Source organism: Citrobacter sp. Cpo091, from assembly GCF_030332645.1.
GTDB classification, from domain to species: Bacteria; Pseudomonadota; Gammaproteobacteria; order Enterobacterales; family Enterobacteriaceae; genus Citrobacter; species Citrobacter portucalensis.
This window is the reverse complement of the sequence record NZ_JAOWHL010000034.1, coordinates 184,153-210,926: the sequence shown is the minus strand read 5'-3', so window position 1 is coordinate 210,926 and position 26,774 is coordinate 184,153. Positions and strand designations below refer to the sequence as shown.

The 26,774-nt window shown below is 52.3% G+C and carries 23 protein-coding genes and 1 pseudogene; 7 read left to right on the top strand and 17 right to left on the bottom strand.

Annotation, left to right across the window (positions count from 1 at the left end):
- The first annotated feature begins 12 nt into the window (after positions 1–12).
- The 5 genes from sdhB (at position 13) to sucD (ending at position 7,160) form a co-directional block, all read left to right on the top strand.
- The gene (gene sdhB, locus OGY04_RS11655; RefSeq protein WP_003022921.1) at positions 13–729 is read left to right on the top strand and encodes a succinate dehydrogenase iron-sulfur subunit SdhB; all 717 of its coding nucleotides are present in this window, start codon (positions 13–15) and stop codon (positions 727–729) included.
- A 265-nt stretch (positions 730–994) separates the two neighbouring features.
- Positions 995–3,796: a 2-oxoglutarate dehydrogenase E1 component gene (gene sucA / locus OGY04_RS11650; RefSeq protein WP_003831411.1), complete on the top strand. Its 2,802-nt coding sequence runs from the start codon at positions 995–997 to the stop codon at positions 3,794–3,796.
- Between the two features lie 14 nt (positions 3,797–3,810).
- Positions 3,811–5,034 (top strand): 2-oxoglutarate dehydrogenase complex dihydrolipoyllysine-residue succinyltransferase, encoded by a 1,224-nt coding sequence (odhB, locus tag OGY04_RS11645; RefSeq protein ID WP_008784139.1) that lies wholly within the window; start codon positions 3,811–3,813, stop codon positions 5,032–5,034.
- 90 nt (positions 5,035–5,124) lie between these two features.
- Positions 5,125–6,291: an ADP-forming succinate--CoA ligase subunit beta gene (gene sucC / locus OGY04_RS11640; RefSeq protein ID WP_003022927.1), complete on the top strand. Its 1,167-nt coding sequence runs from the start codon at positions 5,125–5,127 to the stop codon at positions 6,289–6,291.
- Complete coding sequence (sucD, locus tag OGY04_RS11635) at positions 6,291–7,160, top strand: succinate--CoA ligase subunit alpha (protein WP_003022929.1); 870 nt, start codon at positions 6,291–6,293, stop codon at positions 7,158–7,160. Before sucC ends, sucD begins: the two co-directional genes overlap by 1 nt.
- Before the next feature lie 97 nt (positions 7,161–7,257).
- On the opposite strand, the gene OGY04_RS11630 is transcribed toward sucD, so the two are convergent.
- The 8 genes from OGY04_RS11630 to otnK are packed head-to-tail and all read right to left on the bottom strand — an operon-like array spanning position 7,258 to position 14,012.
- On the bottom strand, positions 7,258–7,911 hold the full coding sequence (locus OGY04_RS11630) for an aspartate/glutamate racemase family protein (protein WP_048214664.1): 654 nt from the start codon (positions 7,909–7,911) through the stop codon (positions 7,258–7,260).
- Complete coding sequence (locus tag OGY04_RS11625) at positions 7,908–8,327, bottom strand: GlcG/HbpS family heme-binding protein (protein WP_032942726.1); 420 nt, start codon at positions 8,325–8,327, stop codon at positions 7,908–7,910. Before OGY04_RS11625 ends, OGY04_RS11630 begins: the two co-directional genes overlap by 4 nt.
- 5 nt (positions 8,328–8,332) lie before the next feature.
- Positions 8,333–9,679, bottom strand: coding sequence for a bile acid:sodium symporter family protein (locus tag OGY04_RS11620; RefSeq protein ID WP_020996543.1), 1,347 nt, complete (start codon positions 9,677–9,679; stop codon positions 8,333–8,335).
- 21 nt (positions 9,680–9,700) lie between these two features.
- On the bottom strand, positions 9,701–10,513 hold the full coding sequence (locus tag OGY04_RS11615) for a beta-keto acid cleavage family enzyme (protein WP_191226254.1): 813 nt from the start codon (positions 10,511–10,513) through the stop codon (positions 9,701–9,703).
- Between the two features lie 28 nt (positions 10,514–10,541).
- Complete coding sequence (locus OGY04_RS11610) at positions 10,542–11,318, bottom strand: hydroxypyruvate isomerase family protein (RefSeq protein ID WP_286585316.1); 777 nt, start codon at positions 11,316–11,318, stop codon at positions 10,542–10,544.
- Positions 11,299–12,108 carry a DeoR/GlpR family DNA-binding transcription regulator gene (locus OGY04_RS11605; RefSeq protein ID WP_008784145.1) on the bottom strand — a complete coding sequence of 270 codons (810 nt, stop codon included), beginning with the start codon at positions 12,106–12,108 and terminating at the stop codon, positions 11,299–11,301. The genes OGY04_RS11610 and OGY04_RS11605 overlap by 20 nt, the downstream gene beginning before the upstream one ends.
- Before the next feature lie 6 nt (positions 12,109–12,114).
- Positions 12,115–12,759 (bottom strand): 3-oxo-tetronate 4-phosphate decarboxylase, encoded by a 645-nt coding sequence (gene otnC, locus OGY04_RS11600; RefSeq protein WP_008784146.1) that lies wholly within the window; start codon positions 12,757–12,759, stop codon positions 12,115–12,117.
- Positions 12,756–14,012 (bottom strand): 3-oxo-tetronate kinase, encoded by a 1,257-nt coding sequence (gene otnK, locus OGY04_RS11595; RefSeq protein ID WP_032942731.1) that lies wholly within the window; start codon positions 14,010–14,012, stop codon positions 12,756–12,758. The genes otnC and otnK overlap by 4 nt, the downstream gene beginning before the upstream one ends.
- A gap of 372 nt (positions 14,013–14,384) precedes the next feature.
- Here otnK and OGY04_RS11590 point away from each other — a divergent pair, with 372 nt between their 5' ends.
- Positions 14,385–15,278, top strand: coding sequence for a PocR ligand-binding domain-containing protein (locus OGY04_RS11590; RefSeq protein ID WP_286585315.1), 894 nt, complete (start codon positions 14,385–14,387; stop codon positions 15,276–15,278).
- Here the strand turns inward: OGY04_RS11590 and cobA are convergent.
- Positions 15,257–16,045 (bottom strand): uroporphyrinogen-III C-methyltransferase, encoded by a 789-nt coding sequence (gene cobA / locus OGY04_RS11585; RefSeq protein WP_003831416.1) that lies wholly within the window; start codon positions 16,043–16,045, stop codon positions 15,257–15,259. The genes OGY04_RS11590 and cobA overlap by 22 nt on opposite strands.
- Positions 16,046–16,450: 405 nt before the next feature.
- Between cobA and OGY04_RS11580 the strand changes: the two genes are divergently transcribed.
- Positions 16,451–17,353 (top strand): LysR substrate-binding domain-containing protein, encoded by a 903-nt coding sequence (locus tag OGY04_RS11580; RefSeq protein WP_003022936.1) that lies wholly within the window; start codon positions 16,451–16,453, stop codon positions 17,351–17,353.
- 82 nt (positions 17,354–17,435) lie between these two features.
- Here the strand turns inward: OGY04_RS11580 and cobO are convergent, their stop codons facing one another.
- The 8 genes and pseudogenes from cobO to OGY04_RS11540 form a co-directional block, all read right to left on the bottom strand.
- Complete coding sequence (cobO, locus tag OGY04_RS11575) at positions 17,436–18,038, bottom strand: cob(I)yrinic acid a,c-diamide adenosyltransferase (RefSeq protein ID WP_111465911.1); 603 nt, start codon at positions 18,036–18,038, stop codon at positions 17,436–17,438.
- A gap of 9 nt (positions 18,039–18,047) precedes the next feature.
- On the bottom strand, positions 18,048–19,700 hold the full coding sequence (locus tag OGY04_RS11570; RefSeq protein ID WP_060682560.1) for a class I fumarate hydratase: 1,653 nt from the start codon (positions 19,698–19,700) through the stop codon (positions 18,048–18,050).
- 109 nt (positions 19,701–19,809) lie between these two features.
- Positions 19,810–20,811, bottom strand: coding sequence for a glutaminase A (gene glsA / locus OGY04_RS11565; protein ID WP_286585314.1), 1,002 nt, complete (start codon positions 20,809–20,811; stop codon positions 19,810–19,812).
- A gap of 119 nt (positions 20,812–20,930) precedes the next feature.
- A pseudogene (locus tag OGY04_RS11560) lies at positions 20,931–22,212 on the bottom strand (dicarboxylate/amino acid:cation symporter); the annotation flags it as partial.
- Positions 22,213–22,381: 169 nt separating this feature from the next.
- Positions 22,382–22,699 (bottom strand): DUF4387 domain-containing protein, encoded by a 318-nt coding sequence (locus OGY04_RS11555; RefSeq protein WP_003831425.1) that lies wholly within the window; start codon positions 22,697–22,699, stop codon positions 22,382–22,384.
- Positions 22,696–24,066 (bottom strand): acyclic terpene utilization AtuA family protein, encoded by a 1,371-nt coding sequence (locus tag OGY04_RS11550; RefSeq protein WP_003022951.1) that lies wholly within the window; start codon positions 24,064–24,066, stop codon positions 22,696–22,698. Before OGY04_RS11550 ends, OGY04_RS11555 begins: the two co-directional genes overlap by 4 nt.
- A 3-nt stretch (positions 24,067–24,069) precedes the next feature.
- A complete protein-coding gene (locus OGY04_RS11545; protein ID WP_008784155.1) occupies positions 24,070–25,311 on the bottom strand; it encodes a methylaspartate ammonia-lyase in 1,242 nt (413 codons plus the stop codon).
- Positions 25,311–26,756: a methylaspartate mutase subunit E gene (locus tag OGY04_RS11540; protein WP_003831428.1), complete on the bottom strand. Its 1,446-nt coding sequence runs from the start codon at positions 26,754–26,756 to the stop codon at positions 25,311–25,313. The genes OGY04_RS11545 and OGY04_RS11540 overlap by 1 nt, the downstream gene beginning before the upstream one ends.
- Positions 26,757–26,774 lie beyond the last annotated feature (18 nt).

Below are 26,774 nucleotides of genomic sequence, written 5' to 3'. Positions count from 1 at the left end.
GGAGACAGGACAATGAAACTCGAGTTTTCAGTTTATCGCTATAACCCGGATGTTGACGACGCTCCGCGCATGCAGGATTACACCCTGGAGGCGGAAGAAGGGCGCGACATGATGCTGCTGGATGCCTTGATGCAGCTGAAAGAAAAAGATCCGTCGCTGTCGTTCCGCCGCTCTTGCCGTGAGGGGGTTTGTGGCTCCGACGGTCTGAACATGAACGGCAAAAATGGACTGGCCTGTATCACTCCTATTTCTGCGCTGAATCAGCCGGGCAAAAAAATTGTCATTCGCCCGCTGCCGGGTTTACCGGTTGTGCGCGATTTGGTGGTAGACATGGGGCAATTCTACGCACAGTATGAGAAGATTAAGCCTTACTTGTTGAATAATGGGAAAAATCCGCCAGCTCGTGAGCATTTACAAATGCCAGAGCAGCGTGAGAAGCTCGATGGGCTGTATGAATGTATTTTGTGTGCATGCTGCTCAACGTCCTGCCCATCATTCTGGTGGAACCCGGACAAGTTTATTGGCCCGGCAGGTCTGCTGGCAGCGTATCGCTTCTTAATTGATAGCCGCGATACCGAGACCGACAGCCGCCTGGAAGGTTTAAGTGACGCTTTCAGCGTATTCCGCTGCCATAGCATCATGAACTGCGTCAGCGTATGTCCGAAAGGACTGAACCCGACGCGCGCCATCGGCCATATTAAGTCGATGCTGCTCAAACGTAGTGCGTAAGTAGTTGTAGTGGTTGCCGGATGGCGACGTAGCGTCTTATCCGGCCTACGGGTTACGTACCTTGTAGGCCTGATTAGCGAAGCGCCATCAGGCAATTTAAGTGCAGGAAACCTCTAAAAACTGCCACATTATTAGACAGTTTTTAAAGGTTCCTTAGCGGACGCAGATGACACGACAGTCCGCAACAAGTGAACCCCGGCACGCACATCGGTGTGCGTGGTAGTATCCACGGCGAAGTAAGCATACAAATGCTTAAGGGATCACGATGCAGAACAGCGCTTTGAAAGCCTGGTTGGACTCTTCTTACCTCTCTGGTTCTAACCAGAGCTGGATAGAACAGCTCTATGAAGACTTCTTAACCGACCCTGACTCGGTAGATGCTAACTGGCGTTCGACGTTCCAGCAGTTACCTGGTACCGGAGTCAAACCGGATCAACTTCACTCAAAAACACGTGATTATTTCCGTCGACAGGCGTTGATTACCCCACGTTACTCTTCTTCTATTTCCGACCCTGATGCCAATGTGAAGCAGGTTAAAGTCCTGCAGCTCATTAACGCCTATCGTTTCCGCGGTCATCAGCATGCGAATCTTGATCCGCTGGGACTGTGGCAGCAAGAAAATGTGGCCGATCTGGACCCGTCTTTCCACGATCTGACCGATGCGGATTTCCAGGAAAGCTTTAACGTAGGTTCTTTTGCCGGCGGCAAAGACACGATGAAGCTGAGCGACCTGGTTGTTGCGCTGAAGCAAACCTACTGCGGCCCAATTGGCGCCGAGTATATGCACATCACCAGCACCGAAGAAAAACGTTGGCTTCAGCAGCGTATCGAGTCTGGCCGTGCCGCATTCAGCAGCGAAGAGAAGAAACGCTTCCTCAGTGAACTGACCGCAGCAGAAGGTCTGGAACGCTACCTAGGCGCTAAGTTCCCGGGCGCGAAACGCTTCTCGCTGGAAGGCGGCGATGCGTTAATCCCAATGCTCAAAGAGATGATCCGCCACGCCGGTAACAGCGGTACCCGTGAAGTGGTACTGGGCATGGCGCACCGTGGTCGTCTGAACGTTCTGGTTAACGTACTGGGCAAACGCCCGCAGGAACTGTTCGACGAATTTGCGGGCAAACATAAAGAACATCTCGGCACCGGTGACGTGAAGTACCACATGGGCTTCTCATCAGATATCGAAACCGAAGGCGGCCTGGTGCACCTGGCGCTGGCGTTTAACCCGTCGCACCTGGAAATCGTTAGCCCGGTGGTTATCGGTTCTGTACGTGCACGTCTGGATCGTCTGGACGAGCCGAGCAGCAATAAAGTCCTGCCAATCACCATTCACGGTGATGCGGCAGTTACCGGGCAGGGCGTGGTTCAGGAAACCCTGAACATGTCGAAAGCGCGTGGTTACGAAGTGGGCGGTACCGTTCGCATCGTTATCAACAACCAGGTGGGCTTCACTACGTCTAACCCGCTGGATGCGCGTTCTACACCGTACTGTACCGACATCGGTAAGATGGTTCAGGCGCCGATTTTCCACGTGAACGCGGATGACCCGGAAGCGGTCGCTTTCGTGACCCGCCTGGCGCTGGATTTCCGTAATACCTTTAAACGCGATGTCTTTATCGATCTGGTGTGCTACCGCCGTCACGGCCACAACGAAGCCGACGAGCCGAGCGCAACCCAGCCGCTGATGTATCAGAAAATCAAAAAGCATCCGACCCCGCGCAAAATCTACGCTGATAAGCTGGAAGCGGACAAGGTCGCCACGCTGGAAGATGCGACCGAGATGGTCAATCTGTACCGTGACGCGCTGGATGCTGGCGAATGCGTAGTGAAAGAGTGGCGTCCAATGAACATGCACTCCTTCACCTGGTCGCCGTACCTCAACCACGAATGGGATGAAAACTACCCGAACAAAGTTGAGATGAAGCGTCTGCAGGAGCTGGCAAAACGCATCAGCACCGTACCTGAAGCGGTTGAAATGCAGTCGCGTGTTGCCAAGATTTACGGCGACCGCCAGGCCATGGCCGCAGGCGAGAAGCTGTTTGACTGGGGTGGTGCAGAGAATCTGGCTTACGCCACGCTGGTTGACGAAGGCATTCCGGTCCGTCTGTCGGGTGAAGACTCCGGTCGCGGAACCTTCTTCCACCGTCACGCGGTGATTCATAACCAGGCGAACGGTTCAACCTACACTCCGCTGCAGCATGTGCATAACGGACAAGGCACCTTCCGCGTATGGGACTCCGTGCTGTCTGAAGAAGCCGTGCTGGCGTTCGAGTACGGTTATGCCACAGCAGAACCGCGCACGCTAACCATCTGGGAAGCACAGTTCGGTGACTTCGCTAACGGTGCACAGGTCGTTATCGACCAGTTCATCTCTTCCGGCGAGCAGAAATGGGGCCGTATGTGCGGTCTGGTTATGCTGCTGCCGCACGGCTATGAAGGTCAGGGTCCGGAGCACTCCTCCGCGCGTCTGGAACGTTATCTGCAACTTTGCGCTGAGCAAAACATGCAGGTTTGCGTCCCGTCTACCCCGGCGCAGGTTTACCACATGCTGCGTCGTCAGGCGCTGCGCGGTATGCGTCGTCCGCTGGTGGTGATGTCACCGAAGTCGCTGCTGCGTCATCCGCTGGCGGTGTCTACGCTGGACGAACTGGCAAATGGTACTTTCCTGCCAGCCATTGGCGAAGTAGATGAACTTGATCCTAAAGGCGTGAAGCGTGTCGTGATGTGTTCTGGTAAGGTTTATTACGACCTGCTGGAGCAACGCCGCAAGAACGACCAAAAAGATGTCGCCATTGTGCGCATCGAACAGCTCTATCCGTTCCCGCATAAAGCGGTGCAGGAAGCGCTGAAACCATTTGCTCACGTACATGATTTTGTCTGGTGCCAGGAAGAGCCGCTCAACCAGGGCGCATGGTACTGCAGCCAGCATCATTTCCGTGAAGTAATTCCATTTGGGTCAGCTCTGCGTTATGCAGGTCGCCCGGCCTCTGCCTCTCCGGCAGTAGGGTATATGTCCGTTCACCAGAAGCAGCAACAAGATCTGGTAAATGACGCGCTGAACGTCGATTAAATAAAGGATAAATAATGAGTAGCGTAGATATTCTTGTTCCCGACCTGCCTGAATCCGTAGCGGATGCAACGGTTGCAACCTGGCACAAAAAACCGGGCGATGCAGTACGTCGTGATGAAGTACTGGTAGAAATCGAAACTGACAAAGTGGTACTGGAAGTACCGGCATCAGCGGACGGTATTCTTGATGCGGTTCTGGAAGATGAAGGGACAACCGTCACTTCTCGCCAGATCCTCGGTCGCCTGCGTGAAGGCAACAGCACCGGTAAAGAAACCAGTGCTAAGTCTGAAGAGAAAGATTCTACTCCGGCACAGCGCCAGCAGGCGTCTCTTGCTGAGCAGAACAACGATGCCCTGAGCCCGGCGATCCGTCGCCTGCTGGGTGAGCATAACCTCGAAGCCAGCTCTATCAACGGCACCGGTGTCGGCGGTCGTATCACCCGTGAAGATGTTGAAAAACATCTGGCGAAAGCTCCGGCTGCGAAAGCCGAAGCAAAAGCGCCGGCTGCAGCACCTGCACCGCAGGCTCAACTGGGCGCGCGTGGCGAAAAACGTGTTCCGATGACCCGTCTGCGCAAACGCGTAGCCGAGCGTCTGCTGGAAGCGAAAAATTCTACCGCCATGCTGACCACGTTCAACGAAGTCAACATGAAGCCAATCATGGACCTGCGTAAGCAATACGGGGATGCGTTCGAGAAACGCCACGGTATCCGTCTGGGCTTTATGTCTTTCTACGTGAAAGCGGTTGTTGAAGCGCTGAAACGCTATCCGGAAGTGAACGCGTCCATCGACGGCGATGACGTGGTTTACCACAACTACTTTGATGTCAGCATGGCGGTCTCCACGCCGCGTGGCCTGGTCACGCCGGTCCTGCGTGATGTGGATCTGCTGGGTATGGCTGACATTGAGAAGAATATTAAAGAACTGGCAGTTAAAGGTCGCGACGGCAAGTTGACGGTCGAAGATCTGACGGGTGGTAACTTCACCATCACTAACGGTGGTGTGTTCGGTTCCCTGATGTCCACGCCGATCATCAACCCACCGCAGAGCGCCATCCTGGGTATGCATGCCATCAAAGATCGTCCGATGGCGGTAGACGGCAAGGTTGAAATCCTGCCGATGATGTATCTGGCGCTGTCTTATGACCACCGTCTGATCGATGGTCGTGAGTCAGTAGGCTTCCTGGTAACCATTAAAGAGTTGCTGGAAGATCCAACGCGTCTGCTGCTGGACGTGTAGTTAATAAGAGTATCACCTGCCCCGTAGGTCTGGACGCTTATCAGACCTACGGGTAAAAGATAACGATTACCTGAAGGATGGACAGAACACATGAACTTACATGAATATCAGGCAAAACAACTTTTTGCCCGCTATGGCTTACCGGCACCGGTGGGTTATGCCTGTACTACTCCGCGTGAAGCCGAAGAAGCTGCATCTAAAATCGGCGCTGGCCCGTGGGTAGTGAAATGTCAGGTTCACGCTGGTGGCCGTGGTAAAGCGGGCGGTGTGAAGGTGGTAAACAGCAAAGAAGACATTCGCGCTTTTGCTGAACACTGGCTGGGTAAACGTCTGGTCACTTACCAGACAGATGCTCATGGCCAACCGGTAAATCAGATTCTGGTTGAAGCCGCGACCGACATTGGTAAAGAACTTTACCTCGGCGCAGTTGTTGACCGTAGCTCCCGTCGCGTGGTCTTCATGGCCTCTACCGAAGGCGGCGTGGAAATCGAAAAAGTAGCGGAAGAAACCCCGCACCTGATCCACAAAGTGGCGCTCGATCCGCTGGCAGGCCCGATGCCTTACCAGGGGCGTGAGCTGGCGTTCAAACTGGGTCTGGAAGGTAAACAGGTTCAGCAGTTCACCAAGATCTTCATGGGTCTGGCGACTATCTTCCTGGAGCGCGATCTGGCGCTGATCGAAATCAACCCGCTGGTGGTGACCAAGCAGGGTGACCTGATCTGCCTCGACGGCAAACTGGGCGCTGACGGCAACGCACTGTTCCGCCAGGCTGACCTGCGCGAAATGCGCGACCAGTCTCAGGAAGATCCGCGTGAAGCGCAGGCTGCACAGTGGGAACTGAATTACGTCGCACTGGACGGCAACATCGGTTGTATGGTTAACGGTGCGGGCCTGGCAATGGGCACCATGGACATCGTTAAGCTGCACGGCGGCGAACCGGCTAACTTCCTCGACGTTGGCGGCGGTGCGACTAAAGAGCGTGTAACCGAAGCGTTCAAAATTATCCTTTCCGATGACAATGTTAAAGCCGTACTGGTTAACATCTTCGGCGGTATCGTACGTTGCGATCTGATCGCTGACGGTATCATCGGCGCGGTAGCAGAAGTAGGTGTAAACGTTCCGGTCGTGGTACGTCTGGAAGGTAACAACGCTGAACTCGGCGCGAAAAAACTGGCTGATAGCGGCCTGAATATTATTGCAGCGAAAAGTCTGACGGATGCAGCTCAGCAGGTTGTTGCCGCAGTGGAGGGGAAATAATGTCAGTTTTAATTAATAAAGATACCAAGGTTATCTGCCAGGGCTTCACCGGTAGCCAGGGGACATTCCACTCCGAACAAGCGATCGCTTACGGTACGCAAATGGTCGGTGGCGTTACGCCGGGCAAAGGCGGCACCACGCATCTGGGTCTGCCAGTGTTCAACACCGTACGTGAAGCGGTAGAAGCGACCGGCGCAACCGCCACCGTTATCTATGTTCCGGCACCGTTCTGCAAAGATTCCATTCTGGAAGCAATCGATGCAGGCATCAAGCTTATCATCACCATCACCGAAGGTATCCCAACGCTGGATATGCTGACCGTGAAAGTGAAGCTGGATGAAGCTGGCGTACGCATGATCGGCCCGAACTGCCCAGGCGTTATCACTCCGGGTGAATGTAAAATCGGTATCATGCCGGGCCACATTCACAAGCCGGGTAAAGTGGGTATCGTTTCCCGTTCAGGTACCCTGACCTATGAAGCGGTTAAGCAGACCACCGACTATGGTTTCGGCCAGTCTACCTGTGTGGGTATCGGTGGCGACCCGATCCCTGGCTCTAACTTCATCGACATCCTGAAGCTGTTCCAGGAAGATCCGCAGACTGAAGCGATCGTCATGATCGGTGAGATCGGCGGTAGCGCGGAAGAAGAAGCAGCTGCTTATATTAAAGATCATGTGACCAAGCCGGTTGTGGGTTACATCGCGGGCGTGACTGCGCCGAAAGGTAAGCGTATGGGTCACGCGGGTGCGATTATCGCGGGTGGTAAAGGTACAGCGGATGAGAAATTCGCTGCGCTGGAAGCTGCAGGCGTGAAAACTGTTCGTAGCCTGGCCGATATCGGCGAAGCGCTAAAAACCGTTATTAAGTAAGAAATAAAAAAACAGCCCTGACTCTCTGCATAGTCAAGGGCTGGTCCCGTTTCGACATGGTTGGCCATCTGATGATGGCCTTTTTTTTGCCGGGAATTTAGCGTTCAGCCAGCGTTTTCAACCAGCGAATTCCACTTTCCGGTGAGGTCATTACCGGCACCGGCGGGGAAGGGAGCTGTTGTAAAACGCGCGCCATCGAAGCCTGCGCCAGCATCACGACATCCGCCTGGGTAAAGGCGCTCTGTAACCCTTCACTGACGATACGGTCATGGGTATCCATATCTCCCGCCAGCAGCGCGTGGAATGCATCCTCCATTAATACAGGCGTAATGGTTCGTGATTTACCGCTTTGCTGAACTTTACGCTGGACGTAATCCAGCGTTGGCTTCAGCGTGGTTGCCACGGTTGCTAACACGGCGATCCGTTCGCCTTTTTCAATCGCCTCTTCCACCATCGCGCAGTCAATGCGCGCGAGCTGGAGTGGGGTCATAAACTGGCATTGCTCCACCGCAGTACCAATTGAAGAGCAGGCGGTAATAAAGATATCGCAGTCCGCCTTTTCAGCAATATGCACATAGTCGGCGATGCGGGCGGCAATATTTGGCGATACGCCTCCGGCTTTCATCACCTGTTTAATCATAGATTCTTCAACCAGGTGCATCACTTCGACCTCCGGCATGATGTCGGCGATCAGCTGTTGCATTATCGCAAGCGTGGCTGCACTGGTATGCAGCATGGCGACCTTTTTCATTGGGCAATCTCCTTAAGTAACGTTTCCGCGACGGACAGCGCCGCATCATGATCTTCCTGCGCGGATAAACCGCCCACCGCGACGGCTCCAAGGCATTTCCCCTGGTGCAGAATCGGGATCCCGCCCGGCAGCGCCGTAAAACGCGGATCGGCAAAATAGCTAATATCCAGCTGCTCTTTTTGCAGACGCTGTAAAAATGCCTGCGTGGTGCAGCCCAGGCGGCTGCTGGTGCGCGCTTTACGCTGGGTTAACTCGATGGTTAACAGTTTGGCGTTATCCATCCGCGCAAAGCTGAGCAGTTCTCCATTGGCATCGCATACGGCCACGCTTAATGGGCGATTTGCATAACGTGTTTCGGCGAGTTCGAGCGCATAGGTTACGGCGCGCAGGGCGTGTCCCAGAGTGAGAGTTGTCATCGTGATTATCCTTTCGACAGATTTTCGCAAGCAGGTTGAACGGGATCTTTGGCTGCTGCTACCTGCGCCTGTCTGGCGTCTTTTTTGCGCCAGTAGTTGGCGAGCAGCGAGCCGCTAACGTTACCCAGCGGTGTCATCACCGCTGAGGCGAGTCCTACCGTTGCCAGTTTGCCCATCGCGGCGGCAAGCCCTGACGCCATACCGCCGTTTTGCAGGCCGACTTCAAAGGCCACGGTACGGGCAGACTGCACGTCCATGCGGAAGATCCAGCGGCTCATCAGATAACCAATCAGGAAGCCGCCGAGGTTATGCATCAACATGGCGAAGCAGAGCAGGAAACCGACCTGCACCAGGTTGTCGCGCCCGGCGGCGGCGGCGGTGGTGGTAAAGAAAATGATCCCCATCATTGAGATGGTTGGCATGACCTTCTTCACGCCCGCCACGCGGCCATACAGCCAGTTGTAGAACAATGCCCAAACGAGGCCGCCTGCTACGAAGTTGAGGACCACCGCGTACATCTGCGCTTCGGCGCTGGCATGACCAAACAGCGCGTCCCAGCCGCCGGCAATCATATACAGCAGCCAAATTGCGCCGATCCCGGCCAGCATCTGGACAACACGGCGTCCGCGCACGCCTGCATAGGTTTTCAGATAGTCATGCAGAATTGCTGCGCCGATGGGAATTAATACGATTTTCACCACGTCCATCACCATCGCGGTGAGCTGGATATCGATCATCGAACCCGCCAGCAGATTAACCCACAGTGGAGTCATTACCGTTGCCGCCAGCGTTGAGACTGCGGCGATTGACACCGCCAGCGCGAGGTTGGCGTTGGCGATGTAAACCATCACCGTCGACGAGAGACCGCTGGGGCAAGCGCCAATCAACAAAATGCCCACCGCCACTTCAGGCGGAAAATCAAAGATCAGGGTAATGCTCAGGCCGAGCAGGGGCATGATCACGAAATGGCAGAAGGTACCGATAAAAACTGCCCACGGCATTTTGGCGACATCAATAAAATCCTGGATCGTTAGCTTGGTGCCCATGCTGAACATGGTGGCCTGAATCACAAGGAACACGATCCATTTATGAGTGATATTGAAACCGCCCCAGACGATCAGATCCGTAGACCAGGTCATGGCGGCAACAAAACCAGCGATGATCCACAGCGTAAACTGATAGCTGCGTAAACCAGGCCAGTAGCCTGCACCGGCGGCGAATCCGACGGTGAACATCACCAGCCCCGGCTGCCACAGAGCCGTGGACTGGATGAGCGCGCCGATAATCGCCAGCACCACGCCCGCAACGCTGACGCCGAGTCCGGTTTTGTGAATAACAGTGGTCATAGTCATGTTGAAATGTCCTTGCTGTTGTTATTGCTGCCGGGGTGGAATAGATAACATGCGCCGCGCAATTTCCGGCGTAGCAACTTTTTTATCCATACTGCGAATGAGCGTAGCGAGTTTGGCTACCTGCTGATAATTATGCTGCGCTTTTTCTTCGGCGCTTAAATAATAACTATCTTCATAGCCGATTCGCACTTCACTGGCACCCATAGCGACCGCGGCAGCGATAATATCGAAATTCCTTCTGCCAAAATGAGTAATTCCCCATAAGGCTTCGCGTGGGATCATGCTACGCAGAGCAATTAATGCATCAACGGTTGCAGGCGTACTGCCGCGGTGACCGAGAACAATATTAAAGAGCATAGGTTTTTGAAATTTTATTTTATCTTCAAGGTTCAGGATGTTATTAATCATGCCGATTTCAAAAACTTCAAACTCTGGAATAATATTGCGTTCAGTTATTTGCCGTGAACAATATTCCACGTCCGGACCGGGATTAAAATACACCGCATCACCGAGGTTAACGGAACCGACGTTCAGCGAGGCCATCTCCACGCCGGGGCAGGCCAGTGGCGCGCAGCGCTCGGCGATGGACATCGAAGAGACGCCGCCGGTAGAAGCCTGAATAATCAGGTTTGAATGGCGCATAACGCGGTCAATTGTTGCCTGAAAGTCGGTAGTATCTGGCGTCAGGCGTCCCTGTTTATCGCGAACGTGTAAATGGACGATGGACGCGCCATGTTCTACGCTGGCGAGTATTTCCTGCGCCAGTTCTTCGGGTATAACTCTGGGGCAATCCGCGGCAACGGGTGCCAGCGAAATAATAACAGTATCCGACATTTTTTCCTCCGGTACAGAGATATTAAAATTATAGGTAAGGCGTTATCCAGCGTAATGATTCCGGCCCTGATGTTGATGGTTGATATTCACAGCCAATCCAGTCCTGGTAATTCATTTTTCTTATAAAATTAAATAGCCATGCTTCATTTAACTCCCCGGTTCCTGGTTCATGGCGATAAGGAACAGAAGCGATTTGAAAATGTTTAATAAGGGTAAAATAGCGTTCGATATTTTTCGCCACGTTGCCATGAGTTTTCTGACAGTGGTAAATATCAAACTGTAAGCCGATATTCTTCTTACCAACCTCGTGAATGATAGATTCAGCCAGCGGGAAACTGTCGATAAAATAATCGGGCATATCCTGCGAATTTAATGGTTCAATCAGTACATCGATTTCCGCGTCTGCCATAACATCGCAGGCGATGCGCAGTCGATTCGTCAGGAGGTCGCGCTGGGCGTGCAGCGTCAGGTCATTGCAGCGCAAGCCGGACATAACGTGAACCCGGCGACAACCCAGTGCCGTGGCGTAATCTCGTGCCACGTTCAGACTGTGATGAAATTCCTGGTCTCGACCGGGCAATGCTGCGAGTCCCCGTTCACCCTGTGCCCAGTTGCCAGCCGGGGCGTTCATTAGCACCACCGGCAGAGAAGTTTCCCGCTGAGCGGCCCGCAAATGCTCCAGCGGGTGCTGCCAGAGAAACAGCCCTTCTACGCCGCGAAAACCGGCTGCTTTTGCCGCCTGAAATCGACCCGCTATCGGTAAATCAGTAAATAACCAGTCGAGGTTAGCCGCTAACTTCAGCATGGCGTGCACCCTCCCGGCCATCAACCAGATGCAGCTTAACGCCCTGGCTGACAATAGTCTGCTGCGCATTTTCCGGTAACCGGTTATCAGAAATAATGTCGGTTAACTGCTCCAGCCCACAGATGTGGAACATGCCGTATTTGCCAAATTTACTGCTGTCACAGACCAGCACCCGACGCCGGGAGACGGTAAGCACCGCTTCTTTGACCGAGGCTTTCCCTTCACTCGGCGTCGACATGCCGCGCTCGGTATCCCACGACGATGAACTGAGAAACGCCACATCAATATTAATGGTGCGCAGAAAACTGGCGGCGCTTTTGCCAAGACATGAGCGGTTACGCTGATCCACCAGACCGCCGGTGTGGTAGAGCGTAATGTGTGGCATATCCATCAGATAGTGGCTGATGGAAAAATCGTTGGTGACGACCGTCAGATTGAAACAGTGGCTGGCGGCCACCGCTTTCGCCACTTCAAACAACGACGTTCCGGCATCCAGATACAGCGTTTGTCCGGGCTCAATGAGCATTGCGGCGAGCTGGCCCATCTTACGCTTCACGTCATGATTCAACTCGGCTTTTTCCCGCCACGGCAGTTCGGATTTCAGCAGGTTATTGAGCTTTACGCCGCCGTTAATGGCAATAACTTTGCCTTCTTCTTCCAGCAACTGAATGTCGCGACGCACGGTCATATGCGACACGCTCATCAGATCTGCCAGTTCATTAAATGAGGCGGCATTCTTTTCGTGCACATAGCGGTAGATAAAATCACGTCGTTGCTCGGGGATCATCATGTCACCTCACGCTTGCCGGGAATGTTCAAGTTCGGCCACCGCCTCTTCTGAGAGCGGAACATAGCCGAGCGGTTTTAATGTCAGCCAGATGCGGGCGCTGTCTTCCAGTTCCTCGGCGTTAAACACCGCCTCACGCAGCGAGCGACCGCTTACTACCGGCCCGTGATTGGCCAGCAACGCAGCCGTATGATCTGCCGCGATTTCACTCAATGCGCTGGCAATGCCTTCATGGCCGGGCTTGAAATAAGGCAGCAGCGGTAGCTGTCCGACGCGCATCACATAGTATGGCGTTAGTGGCGGTAGACAGTTTTCTGGCGTAGAGCAAGGCAGACAGGAGAGCGCGGTCAGCCATGGAGAATGCAGGTGCACAACCGCGCCGCAGGATGGCCGATGCCGATACCACGCCAGATGCATGGGTACCTCTTTTGACGGTTTGTCGCCGCTAAGATGCACGCCGTTGGCATCCAGCCTACTTAGCGTGGCAGGATCAAGCTCACCCAGGCAGGAGTTGGTCGGGGTCACCAGATAGCCGCCATCCGGCAATTTGACGCTGAGGTTGCCGGAGCCGCCGCTGCTGTAACCACGCATAAACAAGGAACGGCCATAGTGGACGAGTAGTTCGCGTAGTTGGTGTTCACTCACCGGATTCATAATGCGTACTCCTGGGCTGTAAAAAAGAAATCTTCGTCACCAAAGTTGCCTGACTTCAGCGCCAGCGCCAGACCGGAGGAAAATACCCACGGCACGCCAGGCGCAATGGCTTTGCCAACGGACAGACGCTTCACCTGCAGTGCCTCTACCACGGTGCCGGATGTTTCTCCGCCTGCGACGATAAAGGTGTTTACACCTGCAACTTGTAGCTTTGCGCTCAGTCGGGAAAAAGCGTGTTCGATCGCCTGGCTGGCAGCCTGTTCGCCGTACTCTTGTTGAATGCGTTGGAGTATGTCTGGCGGCTGGGTGGCGTATATCATCGGCGCGAATGGGTCGTTGATATGCGTCATCGCCCAGGCACACAGTTCATCAGTGTAGCGTTCTGTATCAGACAGGCAGCGGGCCACGTCGAGTACACGAGAGGCTGCTGCGGCCTTATAGCGATTGACCTGACGATTACTCATTGCAGAACAGCTACCGGAGAACACCACCGTTTTAGCAGGTAGTGGAAAAGCGTCCAGCGGCATGGTTTGCTGAGTTCCGGTGCAGGCGGCCAGTGCGCCACCGAGCCCGGAGCCCCCGGCTAACAGAGGGCTGGCATGGAGTGCCTGCGCCAGCGTGTTGAGATCTGCTTCATCCAGCGTATCGACGATAACGTGACGCGTACCTTCAGCCTGAAGTTGGGCCAGAGCGTTAGTGACCGCTTCCACACCTTGACGCAGTATCGTGAGGTTAATGCAACCAACCTTACCTGGCGTTTGCGCGCTCAACAGGCGCGGCAGGCTGGCATCGGTCATAGGATTAAGCGGATGCTTTTCCATCCCGGATTCGTTAAGCAGTACGCCGTTTACAAAAAGATGGCCATGCACCACCGTGCGCCCGTTTTGCGGCAGGGCGGGGCAGTGGACGATCACGGGTGTATGCAGCTCGTTCATCAACGCATCGCTGACCGGTCCAATGTTGCCTGTTGGCGTGGAGTCGAACGTCGAACAATATTTAAAATAGATCTGGCGGACACCTGCCTTTTGTTTCAGCCAGCGGGCACAGGACAGAGATTGTGCGATGGCCTGTTCTGCGGGTAATGAGCGGCTTTTCAGCGAGATGACGATAGCTTCGACCTCTTCATTCCAGCATTGAGTGGTATCAGGCATTCCGGGCAGTAGCGCAACGCGCCACCCCTGCTGCGCCATAAAGCTTGCAATGTCCGTTGCGCCGGTGAAATCGTCGGCGATAACGCCTGTGGTGACGGCCATGGATCAACTCCGTTCAGATTGTTTGCTAATTGAACATATTATTCAGGAGGGCCTTTCACATTCACATGATGATTATCACAAATAAGCACATCATTGATTCACAGTAAAAATGAGTAATCTATTGAAAATAATGGAGAAAGATGTTTTGTTTTGCGAAAAGAGTCTCACAAGAGAGTGTGAAGATTCGTTAATCTTTGAGAAAGCGAAGTCAGTAGCATGCAGCGGAGTATTATCGTGGTTGCTTTAACTCTCTTGCCAATTGATCATAATCATCTGCATAAATGAGATTATTTTTTGCGGTGAGCATCATTCTTTCTCTTGATTAAATTCTGCATATTACCGGCTTTAATTTCATTAATGCCGGAGGATACCGTGTCGTTGAAAATCCAGGATGATTATCTACAACGTTTTTTCTCGATAGCAAAAGTATTCTCCAGTGCGACTGGATTAGCCACGGTTGTGGTTGATGTAAACGGAAAAACTCTCTCGGATTGCCATAACTTTAATTCGTTCTGCACATTAATGCGGGCGGATGAACGCTATTGTACGAGTTGCCAAAAGTGTGACAAATATTGTGCTTTTGAAGGTTTAAAACACCTTAAACCCAGAATACTCAGCTGCCACGCAGGGCTAAGTCTGTTTTCTATGCCATTAATTCGCGATGGGCATCTGTACGGTTTTATGCTCTGTGGGCAGGTGCGGGCAAAATATCAGGAATATAAAACCATCGTTATTGATAATAAATGCTCATGGATGGATGAACCAAAAATAAAAGCTGAATGGGGTCAGGTGGCGGTAGTCGATAATAATACGCTGGTGGCATCAGCTAATTTATTAAATTTTATTGTTGATAATTTTGAGACAGAACAGCAACAACCTGATGAGTTTGTTATCCCACCGACCAGTTACATGCGTCATTATTTTACAGAGCCTTCCCGACACGAGAAAAAGCTTCTGGCAGCGTTGCGTTATATTGATGAGAATTTATATAGTGAATTATCCCTGGAATCCGTAGCAGCTCACGTTTGCTTAAGCGCAAACTATTTCAGCCGTTTTTTTAAGAAACGACAGGGCGTTAACTTTAAAACCTGGGTGAATCAGAAAAAAATGCAAAAAGCGGGGGAGTTATTGCACGATCCCGTTCATTCAATAGACAGCATTGCCCGGAAACTCCAATACGCACAAACCAGTTACTTTTGCCGCGTTTTCCGGGCGGCGCATCAAACGTCGCCCCAGTCTTTTCGTCATGCCAGACTGTCACAGTAAAGGTTTTCCGGCAGCGTGATGGCTTCAGGGATAAAAGAGAGCCGATCGCTCAGGGTTACCACATCACCAATCACTATCAGCGCAGGGGGGAGAATGTTAGCTTCTTGCGCCTTGCTCAGTAGTGAACCGAGCGTACAGGTCAGTCGGCGTTGGTTATCCCGGGTGGCGGACATAATTAGCGCTGCAGGCGTATCTGCTGATTTTCCACCCATCAATAATTCCTCACAGATAAACGCCAGATTGGCGATACCCATGACGATAACCAGCGTACCATTCAGTTTGGCCAGTTGACGCCAGTCCTGCTGTTGGTTGCCCTCCCGCGTATGACCGGTTACCACGTGAAATCCCGAGGCGAAATCGCGGTGTGTTACCGGAATCCCGGCATAGGTCAGGCCACCAATGGTTGAGCTGATACCCGGCACCACTTCAAACGGGATGCCCGTCTCGACGAGATCCTCAACTTCTTCAGCCCCACGTCCAAAAACATACGGATCGCCGCCTTTCAGACGCACAATATTATTGTGCGTTTGGGCATACTGGACAAGCAGTGCATTGATTTCATCCTGCGGTACACAATGGAAACCTGGGTTTTTGCCGACATTGATAAGAAGACAATCAGGTAATGCCCATTCCAAAATTTTAGGATTGACCAGCCGATCGTAAATAATGACATCAGCCTGTTTAATGCACATCATTGCTTTGAGGGTAAGTAATGAAATATCACCGGGACCTGCCCCAACGAGCCAGACCTTTCCGAAAGTTTTCACATTGTGTCCTTTATCACATCGATCAAAAAAAGGCAGAAACTACATCAAGGAATGATAAAAAGCAGTCGTTTGCCCGTAAGTTATAACGTGAAATTATCCAAAATTATCGCACTGATAATATTGATTAATCTCGCAAAGTTTTTTCTGCAATAAACAAGATAACTTGAAAAATTATTAAGAACTTATTGGCACCATTTGCTTAGGTTTAACCTTATTTAAATTGTGTTTATTGCTGCTCTTGAGTATTATTGGTTAATATTTATCCGCCATCAGTGTGAGTAAATCATGGATTGGATCAATGACATTAATGGATGAAATAAAATATAACTCTCGGTGCTTATCTGGGTAGCTTGAATTATTTTTTATAAATTAAACTATTTTTGTACGCTGCATATGGAAGAGGTTATGAGAGGAAAAATACCCAAGACGGAGTTGCTGGTAACTTTTGAAGTTGTTGCGCGTCACGAAAGTTATACTCGGGCAGCTGAAGAGCTGGCTTTAACACAAAGTGCTGTTTTCCGCCAGGTAAATGCACTGGAGGATTTTCTCAATACCGCGCTATTTAATCATGCCAAAAAACGCATTTTCTTAAATGCGGCCGGCAAACACTATTTAAGTATCGTTAAAGAAACGTTAAATAAACTTGAACGAGATACGACGACGATAATGACCTGGCAGCCGACGGTACAGGTTATTGAGCTGGCGGTGAATCCGACGTTCAGCACGCACTGGCTGATCCCAAACCTGCGTGAATTTAACAAACTTAATCCTGATATTATCGTGAACATTCATTCCCTGGCGAATATTGGTGATTTTCTCAATCGAGAGTATGACGCGGCAATCATGCGCGAAGACTTTTATTCGCCATGGTCAGGGGTTGAGTACCTGTTTGAAGAGGAAATTCTGCCGGTTTGCAGTCGCTGTTTGCTGGCCGAACCGGAACGAAAACTGGCGGTGAACGAATTACTAAACGAATTTCCGCTCTTACACCAAAGCACGCGCATCAAAGGGTGGCAGGAGTGGTTTGCGCTGTCAGATGTCAGCAGTCCGCTAGTGAATAAAGGTCCGAGATTTGATTTGTTATCGATGCTGATCGCGGCGGTCCGTTCTAATCTGGGCGTTGCGCTGCTCCCACGTTTTGCCATTCAGCACGATCTGGACAGCGGTGATATGGTCATTCCTTGCGATGTTCCAATGCGTACCGGGAATCGATTTATTATGACGTGGCGTGAAGAGAAATCGGAATCCGAGCATTTACAGATTTTCCGTAACTGGTTGCTCAGTAAGTCCGTGGTATCGGCTGCCTGAAGGTGGCTTGCGCCTTATCAGGCCTACAACGATGGGTAGGCCGGATAAGACGCGTTAGCATCGTTATCCGGCAAAAGAACGGCTACCAGTCGATCCCAACCTGTGCCTGAATACCGCGGTCAAACGCGTGTTTGACCGGGCGAATTTCACTGACCGTATCGGCCAGTTCCAGTAACAGCGTATGGCATCCGCGTCCTGTGATGATAACGCTCTGACCGGCAGGACGATTTTCGATGGCGCTGATAACCTCTTGCATATCCAGATAGTGGTAAGCAAGCATGTAGGTGAGTTCATCCAGCACCACTAGATCGTAATGCGCATCGGCCAGCATGCGCTTACTTTCCTGCCAGACAACCGTTGCCGCCTCGATATCTGCTTGCCGATTTTGGGTTTCCCAGGTAAATCCGGTACCCATAATATGGAACTCGACGCCGAGGGGGTGCAGGGTGTTGTACTCGCCATTGTCCCACTGACCTTTAATAAACTGCGCGATGCCAACGGTTTTTCCGTGACCCACTGCGCGCGTTGCCGTGCCAAAGGCTGCGGTGGATTTTCCTTTTCCGTTGCCGGTGAAGACAATCAGGATCCCTTTCTTCTCCGTTGCCGCCGCTACGCGGGTATCAACCTGCTCTTTCAGCTTCTGCTGACGCTGACGGTGTCTGTCGTTATTGGCGCGCGCTTCCATGGAAACTCCTTAATGCCCTGCCGGACAAGTTGCGCAGCGATGCTGCTGCTCGAACTGGCTAAAGAAGTTATTGCCTTTGTCATCCACTAATACGAAGGCCGGCATATTTTTAACTTCCATCATCCATACGGCTTCCATTCCCAGTTCGGGATATTCAAGGCACTGCAGGCTTTTCACGTACTGCTGCGCCAGCAGGGCTGCTGCACCGCCAATGCTGCCGAGGCTAAATCCACCGTGTTTCTGACAGGCATCAGTGACCTGTTGGCTACGGTTACCCTTGGTGAGCATAATGAGGCTGCCACCTTGTGCCTGGAAAGCATCGACATACCCATCCATGCGCCCGCCGGTGGTGGGCCCCATTGAGCCACAAGCCTGATTTTCCGGGGTTTTGGCGGGACCAGCGTAGTAAACGATATGCTTTTTCATGTATTCCGGCATCGGTTCGCCGTTATCCAGTCGCGCTTTGATGTTCGCGTGGGCGATATCGCGAGCGACAACAATCGGGCCGCTTAACGACAGGCGTGTACCAATGGGCAGAGCGGAAAGGTCATGCAGGATGTCACGCAGCGGACGGTTCAGATCCAGTTGTACGGTCTGAGCGCCGTTTTCTACTCGCTGTGAATCAGGAATGAATTTGCCCGGATTATGCTCGAGTTTCTCCAGCCAGATACCGTGTTTATTAATTTTGGCCTTAATGTTACGGTCGGCTGAGCAGGAGAGGGCCATCGCGATTGGGCAGGAGCCGCCGTGGCGCGGTAAGCGAATTACGCGGATATCGTGGGCAAAGTATTTGCCGCCAAACTGCGCCCCGATGCCAAACTCGCGGCTGGCATTGAGCAACTCGGCTTCCAGCGCCGTATCACGGAACGCCTGGCCCAGCTCGTTCCCGCTGGTGGGTAGATTATCGTAATATTTGGTTGAAGCCAGTTTGGCGACTTTCAGCGCCTGGTCGGCGGATAAGCCCCCAACCACAAAAGCGATGTGATACGGCGGACAAGCGGCTGTACCCAGTGATTTCATTTTTTCGATCAGGAACGCAGTGAGTTTTTCCGGCTGTAGAATGGATTTGGTTTCCTGGTACAGCGCCGCTTTGTTAGCTGAGCCACCACCTTTATTGACGAACAGGAAACGGTATTCGTTACCTGGGGTGGCGCTAATATCGATTTGTGCGGGCAGGTTGGTCTGGGTATTGACCTCTGTATACATATCCAGCGGGGCATTTTGCGAGTAACGCAGGTTGTTTTCGGTAAAGGTGGAATACACGCCTTTGCTTAATGCTTCTGCGTCATCGCCGCCGGTCCAGACATGTTGTCCTTTGCTGGCCACAATGGTTGCCGTCCCGGTATCCTGGCAGTTGGGCAGTACGCCTTTAGCTGAAACCTCTGCATTGCGCAGCAGCTGCAATGCGACGTACTTATCGTTACTGCTGGCCTGTGGGTCGTGCAAAATGCTGGCAATCTGTTTTAAATGTCCGGCGCGCAGGAAAAATGAAGCCTCATAAAACGCCTGCTGTGCTAACAAGGTTAACGCTTCCGGTGCAACCTTGATCACTTCCTCTCCGTCTAACTCCGTTACCGTAACGTGCTGGTTACTAAGTAATTCATACTCGGTACTATCCTTACTCTGAACAAAGAGTTCCTGCCAGACAAATGGTTTAGACATGTTTACTTCTCACCTCTTCGTGTTGTTTACCGAATGGCGCTTCGCTTATCCGGCCTACGATTAACGCATTGGTGTAGGTCGGATAAGCGAAGCGCCATCCGGCGTAAAGTTATTTGGCTAAAAAGACATTGGCTTTTGTCGCTTCGGCGACATATTCGATAGTTTTCTGGGCACGAACGCTGTTTCCGGCTTCATCAAGCGGTGGAGAATAGACCGCAATCGCATATTCGCCTGGGACAACGGCAACCATGCCGCCGCCGACGCCGCTTTTCGCCGGGATGCCAACGGTGTACAGCCATTTACCGCTACCGTCGTAAAGCCCGGCAATTGCCATTTCTGCCAGCACCTGCGGAACATATTTCTCATTCAGCAACTGTTTACCGTTGAACGGAGATTTGCCTTTGTTCGCGAGCACGGCACCCATTTTGGCCAGTTGCTCAACGGTGATATCCACCGAGCACTGGCGGGTATAAATTTCAACGGTTTCGTCAGTGTTGCCATAGAAGCTGTTATAGGATTCCATCAGTTTGGCCAGCGCCTGATTGTGCTGGTTGGTTTCCATTTCAGATTTGAAAACCGGTTCGTTCACGGTGAGAGTGGCATCGGCCCAGACGTTCAGGTTGTCGAGGATTTTGTTCCAACGATCGGTTTTGTCTTTGGCTTCGATCAGGCTAACGGTGCTCATGGCCCCGGCGTTTACCAGAGGGTTTTCAGGCGCGCCTTTGGTCAGTTCAACAGCTAAACCTGAGTTGAATGGCATTCCGGTGGCATTGGCGCCAAGTTTATCCAGCACTACCTGAGGACCGTGCTGCTCCATGGCAAGCGCCATGGTGAACACTTTACTCAGGGATTCCATTGGGAAAGGTTTGTTAACATCGCCAACCTGGTAGATCTTGCCGTCCACCGTCGCAATGGTGATGGCAAAATTTTTCGGGCTATAGGTCGCCAGAGCAGGGATGTAGTCGGCGACTTTTCCATCGTTGTTACTTTTGTACTTCTGATGAGCCTGTTCTATTAGCTTGGCGTAGTCGGGCGTGGTTTGCGCGAATGTGGTTGCGCTAAACAAGACGCTGAAAGAAAAGAGACTCACGCCGAGAATTGTTTTATTCATTATGCATTCCTGTTGGTGTTGTTGGGAAAACAATCCAGTAGGCCGGATAGGGCGTTCACGCCGCTATCCGGCCTACGATTAGTTGTTGTTCTATTGTCAGGACAAAGCGATTTCCGTTTCGGTAACCGGACGTTCCTGCTCCGGGGACTTCACTGGTGCAGAGCCACGGCAACCCTGGCCGAAGTGTTCACCTTCCCAACGGCTGACAATGGCTGCTCCCATGGCGTTACTCATAACGTTCGTGGCGGAACGACCCATATCGAGGAACGGATCGACACCCATCAGCAGAATCAGACCTGCTTCTGGAATGTTGAACTGGTTCAGGGTTGCAGCGATAACCACCATTGATGCGCGCGGTACGCCTGCCATTCCTTTTGAGGTCAGCATCAGGATTAACAGCATGGTGATTTGCTCGCCCATGCTCAGTTCGATGTTGCACGCCTGGGCAATAAAGACGGTGGCAAATGAGCAGTAAGCCATGGAACCGACCAGGTTAAAGGAATAACCGATAGGCAGAACGAAGCTGGCGATTTTTGACGAAACACCGAATTTTTCCAGCTTGTCCAGCGTACCCGGGAAGGCGGCTTCAGAGCTTGAAGTGGTAAAGGCCAGCAGAGCGGGTTCGAGGATTGATTTCGTTAAACGCGCGATGCAAGGCCCGACGATCATCGTAGACAGGCCAATCAGGATCGCCCACAGCATACCCAGCGTCAGGTAGAACTCACCCATGAAGATCCCGGCGCTAACCATCACACCCAGACCACGTTCGGCAATCAGACCTGAAATAGCGGCAAACACGGTCAGTGGTGCAAACAGCATGACGTAACCCGTCAGCTTCAGCATGACGTGCACCAGTGAATCCAGCACTTTCACGATAGGATCGGCTTTTTCACCAATCGCAGCGAGGCTGCAACCAAGGAAGATTGAGAACACGACGATCTGCAGAATTTCGTTACGCGCCATCGCATCGACAATACTGGTCGGTACCGCGTGTGAGATGAATACTTTTAGCGTGAATGGCTCTGACTTAACGGCGGCAACGGCTCCGACGTCATGTGGCACAAAGTTGATACCTGCGCCTGGCTGGAAGATATTAACGATAACCAGACCCAGTGCAATTGACACCAGAGAGGCGCAAATAAACAGGAAGAAGGTTTTCGAAAATATACGTCCCAGCGTTTTGGCATCGCCCATTTTGGCAATACCTACAACCAGAGTTGAAATAACCAATGGAGCGATAATCATTTTCACCATACGTAAGAATATGGTGGTGAAAATGGAAATATCTGCTGCATAAGATTTTGCTGTTTCAGCCGCGGCCATATTATTTATGGCCACCCCGGCAATCATGCCGAGTATCAGGCCTAATATGATCATCTTCGTTAAACTAATTTTCTTCATGTGTACTCCATCGGATAAAGGCTGGTAATTGGAATTGTGTAGGGTGGCGTGCGCCTGAACCTGGACAGCAGCTCAGACGCACGCCTGTTGTGACCAACCGCATGAATAATTCGAAGCACTGTGATACAGCTGAATTCTGTGCTCCAATGGTTGTTATTGTGTTTTTTTGTTACAAGTCGAACTCAATACTTAATAATGGAGCGTGTTGCTGCGCACCATAAACATCATTGTCACCGACGTTGCCGGAAATAATATCTCGTGGCATGACGATTTTTACGGCATTCGCTGGATCGAACCAGACGATATTGTGAATAAATTCAGGCTCAACATTATATAAACCGGCAATAAGCTGCGGCGTTAATTGCTCGCAGGCTTTTACCCGCTGATAGTCTTCCCTTGTTTTAAATAAAATATCTAAAACCAGTTCGTACGGTCCGGCATTTTTGGAACGAATAACTTGTGCCAGTGAACAAATTGAGTGTTTCATGCCTGAACTCCTTCTGGCGTCACCTGTTCAATGTGGAAATCAAAACGCAGCGCATCGCTCGCTTCAATCAGGTGATAGATCGAGAACTCATACACCGGTCCACTCTGAATATCAGATGGCGAGAACGGGAAGGCGAGGTTGCCCGCAGTCGCAATGCGATTTTCATAGCCGTAGTGCAGCAGGGTAGAGCGCACCAGCGAGCAAACACTGTTAGCGATATCCTGTGTTGGCGCAACGACATCCAGTAAAATTCCCAGTTCATGGCCCGCAGTTTTCATCGGCTCATGGTTGCCCATCACACCGTTCTTACCGTACAGGTGGAACGTCATGCGGATACTGTCGTCATTCAGTGAGAGGTTACGTGCAACGCTTGCCTGTACCTCTTCAAGAATCGTGTCAATCCCGGCAATCATAATCGGGTCACGTGTTCCGGCGATGGTCAGGCAACGGAAGCCAACCTGGCGTGCACCTTCCAGTTTCAACGCATACGGTGTTTCTTCATGGCGTGAACCGCTGACATACACTTCACCCTCGTTAACCTGGGTGAAAGTGCATGCCTTCAGGTTCAGCACACCGCCTGGCCCTGGCAGGAAGTACGGATCTGACTTCTCGTACAGAGTGTGCGCTGCGGCGGAAGTCTCGGTGAACTTACGCTTGGGATTGAACGCCTTCAGCGTAAAGCCGTTATCGTCAATGATTCCCATCGCACAATCTGAGCCGGAACCAGGGGTGGCGGCAATGGCTGCACACTCAAGGATCTTACCGCAATGAAGCGCCAGACCTTCATCAAAGCCCTGCATAATCGGCAGCGCGGCGAAGCAGGCCGGATCGTAGGCACGTCCGCCCAGGACCACCTGCGCACCGGCTTTCAGCGCACGCTGGAAAGGCTCGACGCCCATCTGCGCGACAATGTAGGTGCTCTCTTCAATGGCCTCGTGAGTCAGTTCAGGCACAAAATCGAGCGCGGTGATTTTGCCGTTATCCAGCGCCTGATGAACGATTTCTTTATCGACATCAGACGGAATCAGCGCCATTGAGAAAGACAGTTTTTCTTCCTGCGCGATCTCATGGATTATCTGGCGACACCACTCTAGATGCGGAGCTGCACCAGAACCACCGGCTGTGCCGATCACGACAGGGATGTTGTTCTTAACGCCTGCCACAATCATATAGCGCAGATCGCGTTTCACACCGGCCCTGTCAGTAAAGGGTTTACCTGCCCCCAGGTAGTGGGGGCCAGGATCGGAGGAACCTGCGTCAACAGCAATAAGATCCGGTGACTCTTCCATGGCTTTACGAAAACTTTCTTCCGGGAAGCCATAACCCAGGATAGCCGTAGGCGATAAGATCTTAAATGTGCGTGCCATCTCTTAATCCTTAGTTTGCAACAGCGCGATGGTGCGGTTCATTTCGTTAAACACGATGTTGAGACCTTCATCGAAACCCATACCCGGTTTGATCAGCATGCGCATTGGACGCGCGGCCAGCGCGACGTGTACGCAGGTACGAGCACTGATTTCCGTTTCGTTACAGGTACCGCCCTGATAGGCTTCCATTCCGTGTTTGTTGCAATACAGCACTGCATCAACGATGTTGTGAATACCGCCCAGGTCCGGGGTTTTAATCTGCACCATGTGGCAGCTGCCCGCGTCGGTGAAGTCCACGATGTCCTGATAGGTGTTACACCATTCATCCGCAACGATTTTCACGCCAGAACCCAGACGAGTCAGCTCCTGAGTGATCTCGGTTAACATGCGGATCTGATCCGGCTTGTTACCGGCATCAACCGGGCCTTCAATGTACAGCGGCAGGCCTTGCGCTTCGGCTTCCAGGCTGGCGATGTATTCGGCGCAACGCACTGGATCCATATCGAAGATCAGACCGATGGTGCCGTAGACATCAATGTGCAGTGTCGGGTGATAGCTTTCGTTGGTGCGCAGGCTCAGGATGCGGTTAGACAACCAGCGGACGTACTCACGCAGTTTTTCACCTTTAAAGCCCAGCTTCTCTTCAACGTTATTGATCAGCGCATGCGGCAGGACATCCACACCTTTGAGGATCATCTTGTCGACGGCGATATAACGGTCGTCGCCGCTCTGACCAAATAACGGAATGGCTTCCGGGACGCATGGCAGTTGCCATTCATCACAAACCACTTCGGCTTTCAGACGACCGGTAGCCAGTGCCGCTGCGTCGAGCAGCGCCTGAGACAGACCATAACGTACGGCGGTATGCAGCAGATGGCCGTCAATACGCAGTTCGTCAAAGAAACGGGCGTTGGTCAGGAACGAATCAACGTCACGACCTTCCAGCAACGGCTTGATGTGGTCGTTGAGGAACGGAATGAAGTTTTCAGCCAGGAACAGCGGGTCACGACCGCCTGCACCTGAATATTGCACCGCTGCGCAATCGCCCACAGCCACCGCGCCGTTTTCCAGAATCAGCTGTACGGAAACACATTCACCCGCCTGACGAACAGACGTAAATCCAGGCGTTACCGGATCGCCGGTATAGATAAACCCGTCATGACCGGCGCCGTTTTTGATGGCCTGCTGATCGTCAAAATAAAATGAGGAGTAGCCAGCTGTGAAAAGGGCCTGTTTAATTTTCATTATGGTCTTCCTATTAATTTACTGTGGGATACGGCGTTGATGTCATCAATGACCATCTGGAAAGAAGGCTTGCGACCTTCGAAATGTGCGCGCTCTGCAACGTAGTCGTGGTGCAGGGCGAGAATATCTTTCGGCAGCGGCACGGCACCGGCTTCAAGAATACGGATTGCGCCTGTGTTATCGCGAACAGGCAGGATCTTACCGGCGTTACAGGCGGCAGGAGCGAAAGGCACATCCAGCACGCCAGCTTCAAAGGCCAGCACCGTACCGCGCGCAATGTCACCATTGCCCAGTTCGAAGACTTTCTTCAATACCGCGCGGACTTCGCTCTTAATCAGGTCAACTTCCTGCTCCACGGCAGCGCACTGCGGGAATTTCTGATCGCTGACCATGTTGAGCATCTGGCGTGACGCTTTCAGACCCTGGGCGTTAGCTGCCGCGGTTGGGATACCGAATGCTTCGTGCGGACTTTTGGTAATAACTTTTGTGGCACCAGACATACCGGCAACCGCTGCGCCCCAGGCGATAACGGAGAAGGCTTTTGCTTCATCTTCCGGGAATCCGCCCATCCACTGGTGGAAAACGGTGCTCAGCTCGTAATCGTCGAAGCCATGGTTATGGAAGTATTCGTGGGACAGTTCACGCAGTGCCTGAATAGCAGCGATATCCTGTGTCAGGCTACCGACCTGGCCGTAACCGACGGTAATAGACTTCACGCCCTGCTCCAGCGCCAGCAGGCCTTCGATAATCGCGACTGAGTGGGACATGAACGGCGGGATCAGCGTGCCGGTCAGCGGACCAAACGGTTCACGGTTGATGCGAATGCCGTTCTCTTCGTACAGACCCATCAGACGGTCGCAGTACTGCCAGTCGCGGATAGATTTTTCCAGGGTGACGCGTTTGGCGTAAGGGATGTTGTAGGAGATACCGCCGCCTTCGTAGCTGGTAAAGCCACTGGCCATGGCGATTTCTGCCAGCAGACGCGCATCCGGTGTACCGTGGCGAACCTGGATCGGTTTATCCAGCGATTCAGTCATACGACGGCAGGCAGCAACCCCGTGATTGACGACCGGTAAACCATTCAGCTTGGAAGTACCTGCTTCGATGGATTTTTGGATCCCGACAGCGGCTTCTTCATAGCGGTTCAGACGGGTATAGGCATCGATAGTACTTGGCAGGAGGTCGCACTCTTCCTGCAATGTTTTGAGCAGCGCAATATGCTCATCCATTAATGCCACACCTGCGCGCGGCTGGCTCAGAGTTTTACCTTCCTGATCGGCCTTCAGCAGGGCGAGGGAGAAACGCTTTTTCTCTGGAATTGATTGCTGGTACTTCACGCCATCTTCGAAGTTCTCAACGTCTTTGCCGGTTTCCCAGGTTTGTAACACCTGATGCCTTTCGGTCATGAATTCGTCGTGGGTCAATTTTTTATTTCGAAGTTCCATTCGTAGCTGCCTTAAGTT

Bases quoted from the DNA above. Each gene is read 5' to 3' on its own strand.
- sdhB (WP_003022921.1), top strand. From the start codon at position 13: ATGAAACTCGAGTTTTCAGTTTATCGCTATAACCCGGATGTTGACGAC.
- sucA (WP_003831411.1), top strand. From the start codon at position 995: ATGCAGAACAGCGCTTTGAAAGCCTGGTTGGACTCTTCTTACCTCTCT.
- odhB (WP_008784139.1), top strand. From the start codon at position 3,811: ATGAGTAGCGTAGATATTCTTGTTCCCGACCTGCCTGAATCCGTAGCG.
- sucC (WP_003022927.1), top strand. From the start codon at position 5,125: ATGAACTTACATGAATATCAGGCAAAACAACTTTTTGCCCGCTATGGC.
- sucD (WP_003022929.1), top strand. From the start codon at position 6,291: ATGTCAGTTTTAATTAATAAAGATACCAAGGTTATCTGCCAGGGCTTC.
- OGY04_RS11630 (WP_048214664.1), bottom strand. From the start codon at position 7,911: ATGAAAAAGGTCGCCATGCTGCATACCAGTGCAGCCACGCTTGCGATA.
- OGY04_RS11625 (WP_032942726.1), bottom strand. From the start codon at position 8,327: ATGACAACTCTCACTCTGGGACACGCCCTGCGCGCCGTAACCTATGCG.
- OGY04_RS11620 (WP_020996543.1), bottom strand. From the start codon at position 9,679: ATGACTATGACCACTGTTATTCACAAAACCGGACTCGGCGTCAGCGTT.
- OGY04_RS11615 (WP_191226254.1), bottom strand. From the start codon at position 10,513: ATGTCGGATACTGTTATTATTTCGCTGGCACCCGTTGCCGCGGATTGC.
- OGY04_RS11610 (WP_286585316.1), bottom strand. From the start codon at position 11,318: ATGCTGAAGTTAGCGGCTAACCTCGACTGGTTATTTACTGATTTACCG.
- OGY04_RS11605 (WP_008784145.1), bottom strand. From the start codon at position 12,108: ATGATGATCCCCGAGCAACGACGTGATTTTATCTACCGCTATGTGCAC.
- otnC (WP_008784146.1), bottom strand. From the start codon at position 12,759: ATGAATCCGGTGAGTGAACACCAACTACGCGAACTACTCGTCCACTAT.
- otnK (WP_032942731.1), bottom strand. From the start codon at position 14,012: ATGGCCGTCACCACAGGCGTTATCGCCGACGATTTCACCGGCGCAACG.
- OGY04_RS11580 (WP_003022936.1), top strand. From the start codon at position 16,451: ATGAGAGGAAAAATACCCAAGACGGAGTTGCTGGTAACTTTTGAAGTT.
- cobO (WP_111465911.1), bottom strand. From the start codon at position 18,038: ATGGAAGCGCGCGCCAATAACGACAGACACCGTCAGCGTCAGCAGAAG.
- OGY04_RS11570 (WP_060682560.1), bottom strand. From the start codon at position 19,700: ATGTCTAAACCATTTGTCTGGCAGGAACTCTTTGTTCAGAGTAAGGAT.
- glsA (WP_286585314.1), bottom strand. From the start codon at position 20,811: ATGAATAAAACAATTCTCGGCGTGAGTCTCTTTTCTTTCAGCGTCTTG.
- OGY04_RS11555 (WP_003831425.1), bottom strand. From the start codon at position 22,699: ATGAAACACTCAATTTGTTCACTGGCACAAGTTATTCGTTCCAAAAAT.
- OGY04_RS11550 (WP_003022951.1), bottom strand. From the start codon at position 24,066: ATGGCACGCACATTTAAGATCTTATCGCCTACGGCTATCCTGGGTTAT.
- OGY04_RS11545 (WP_008784155.1), bottom strand. From the start codon at position 25,311: ATGAAAATTAAACAGGCCCTTTTCACAGCTGGCTACTCCTCATTTTAT.
- OGY04_RS11540 (WP_003831428.1), bottom strand. From the start codon at position 26,756: ATGGAACTTCGAAATAAAAAATTGACCCACGACGAATTCATGACCGAA.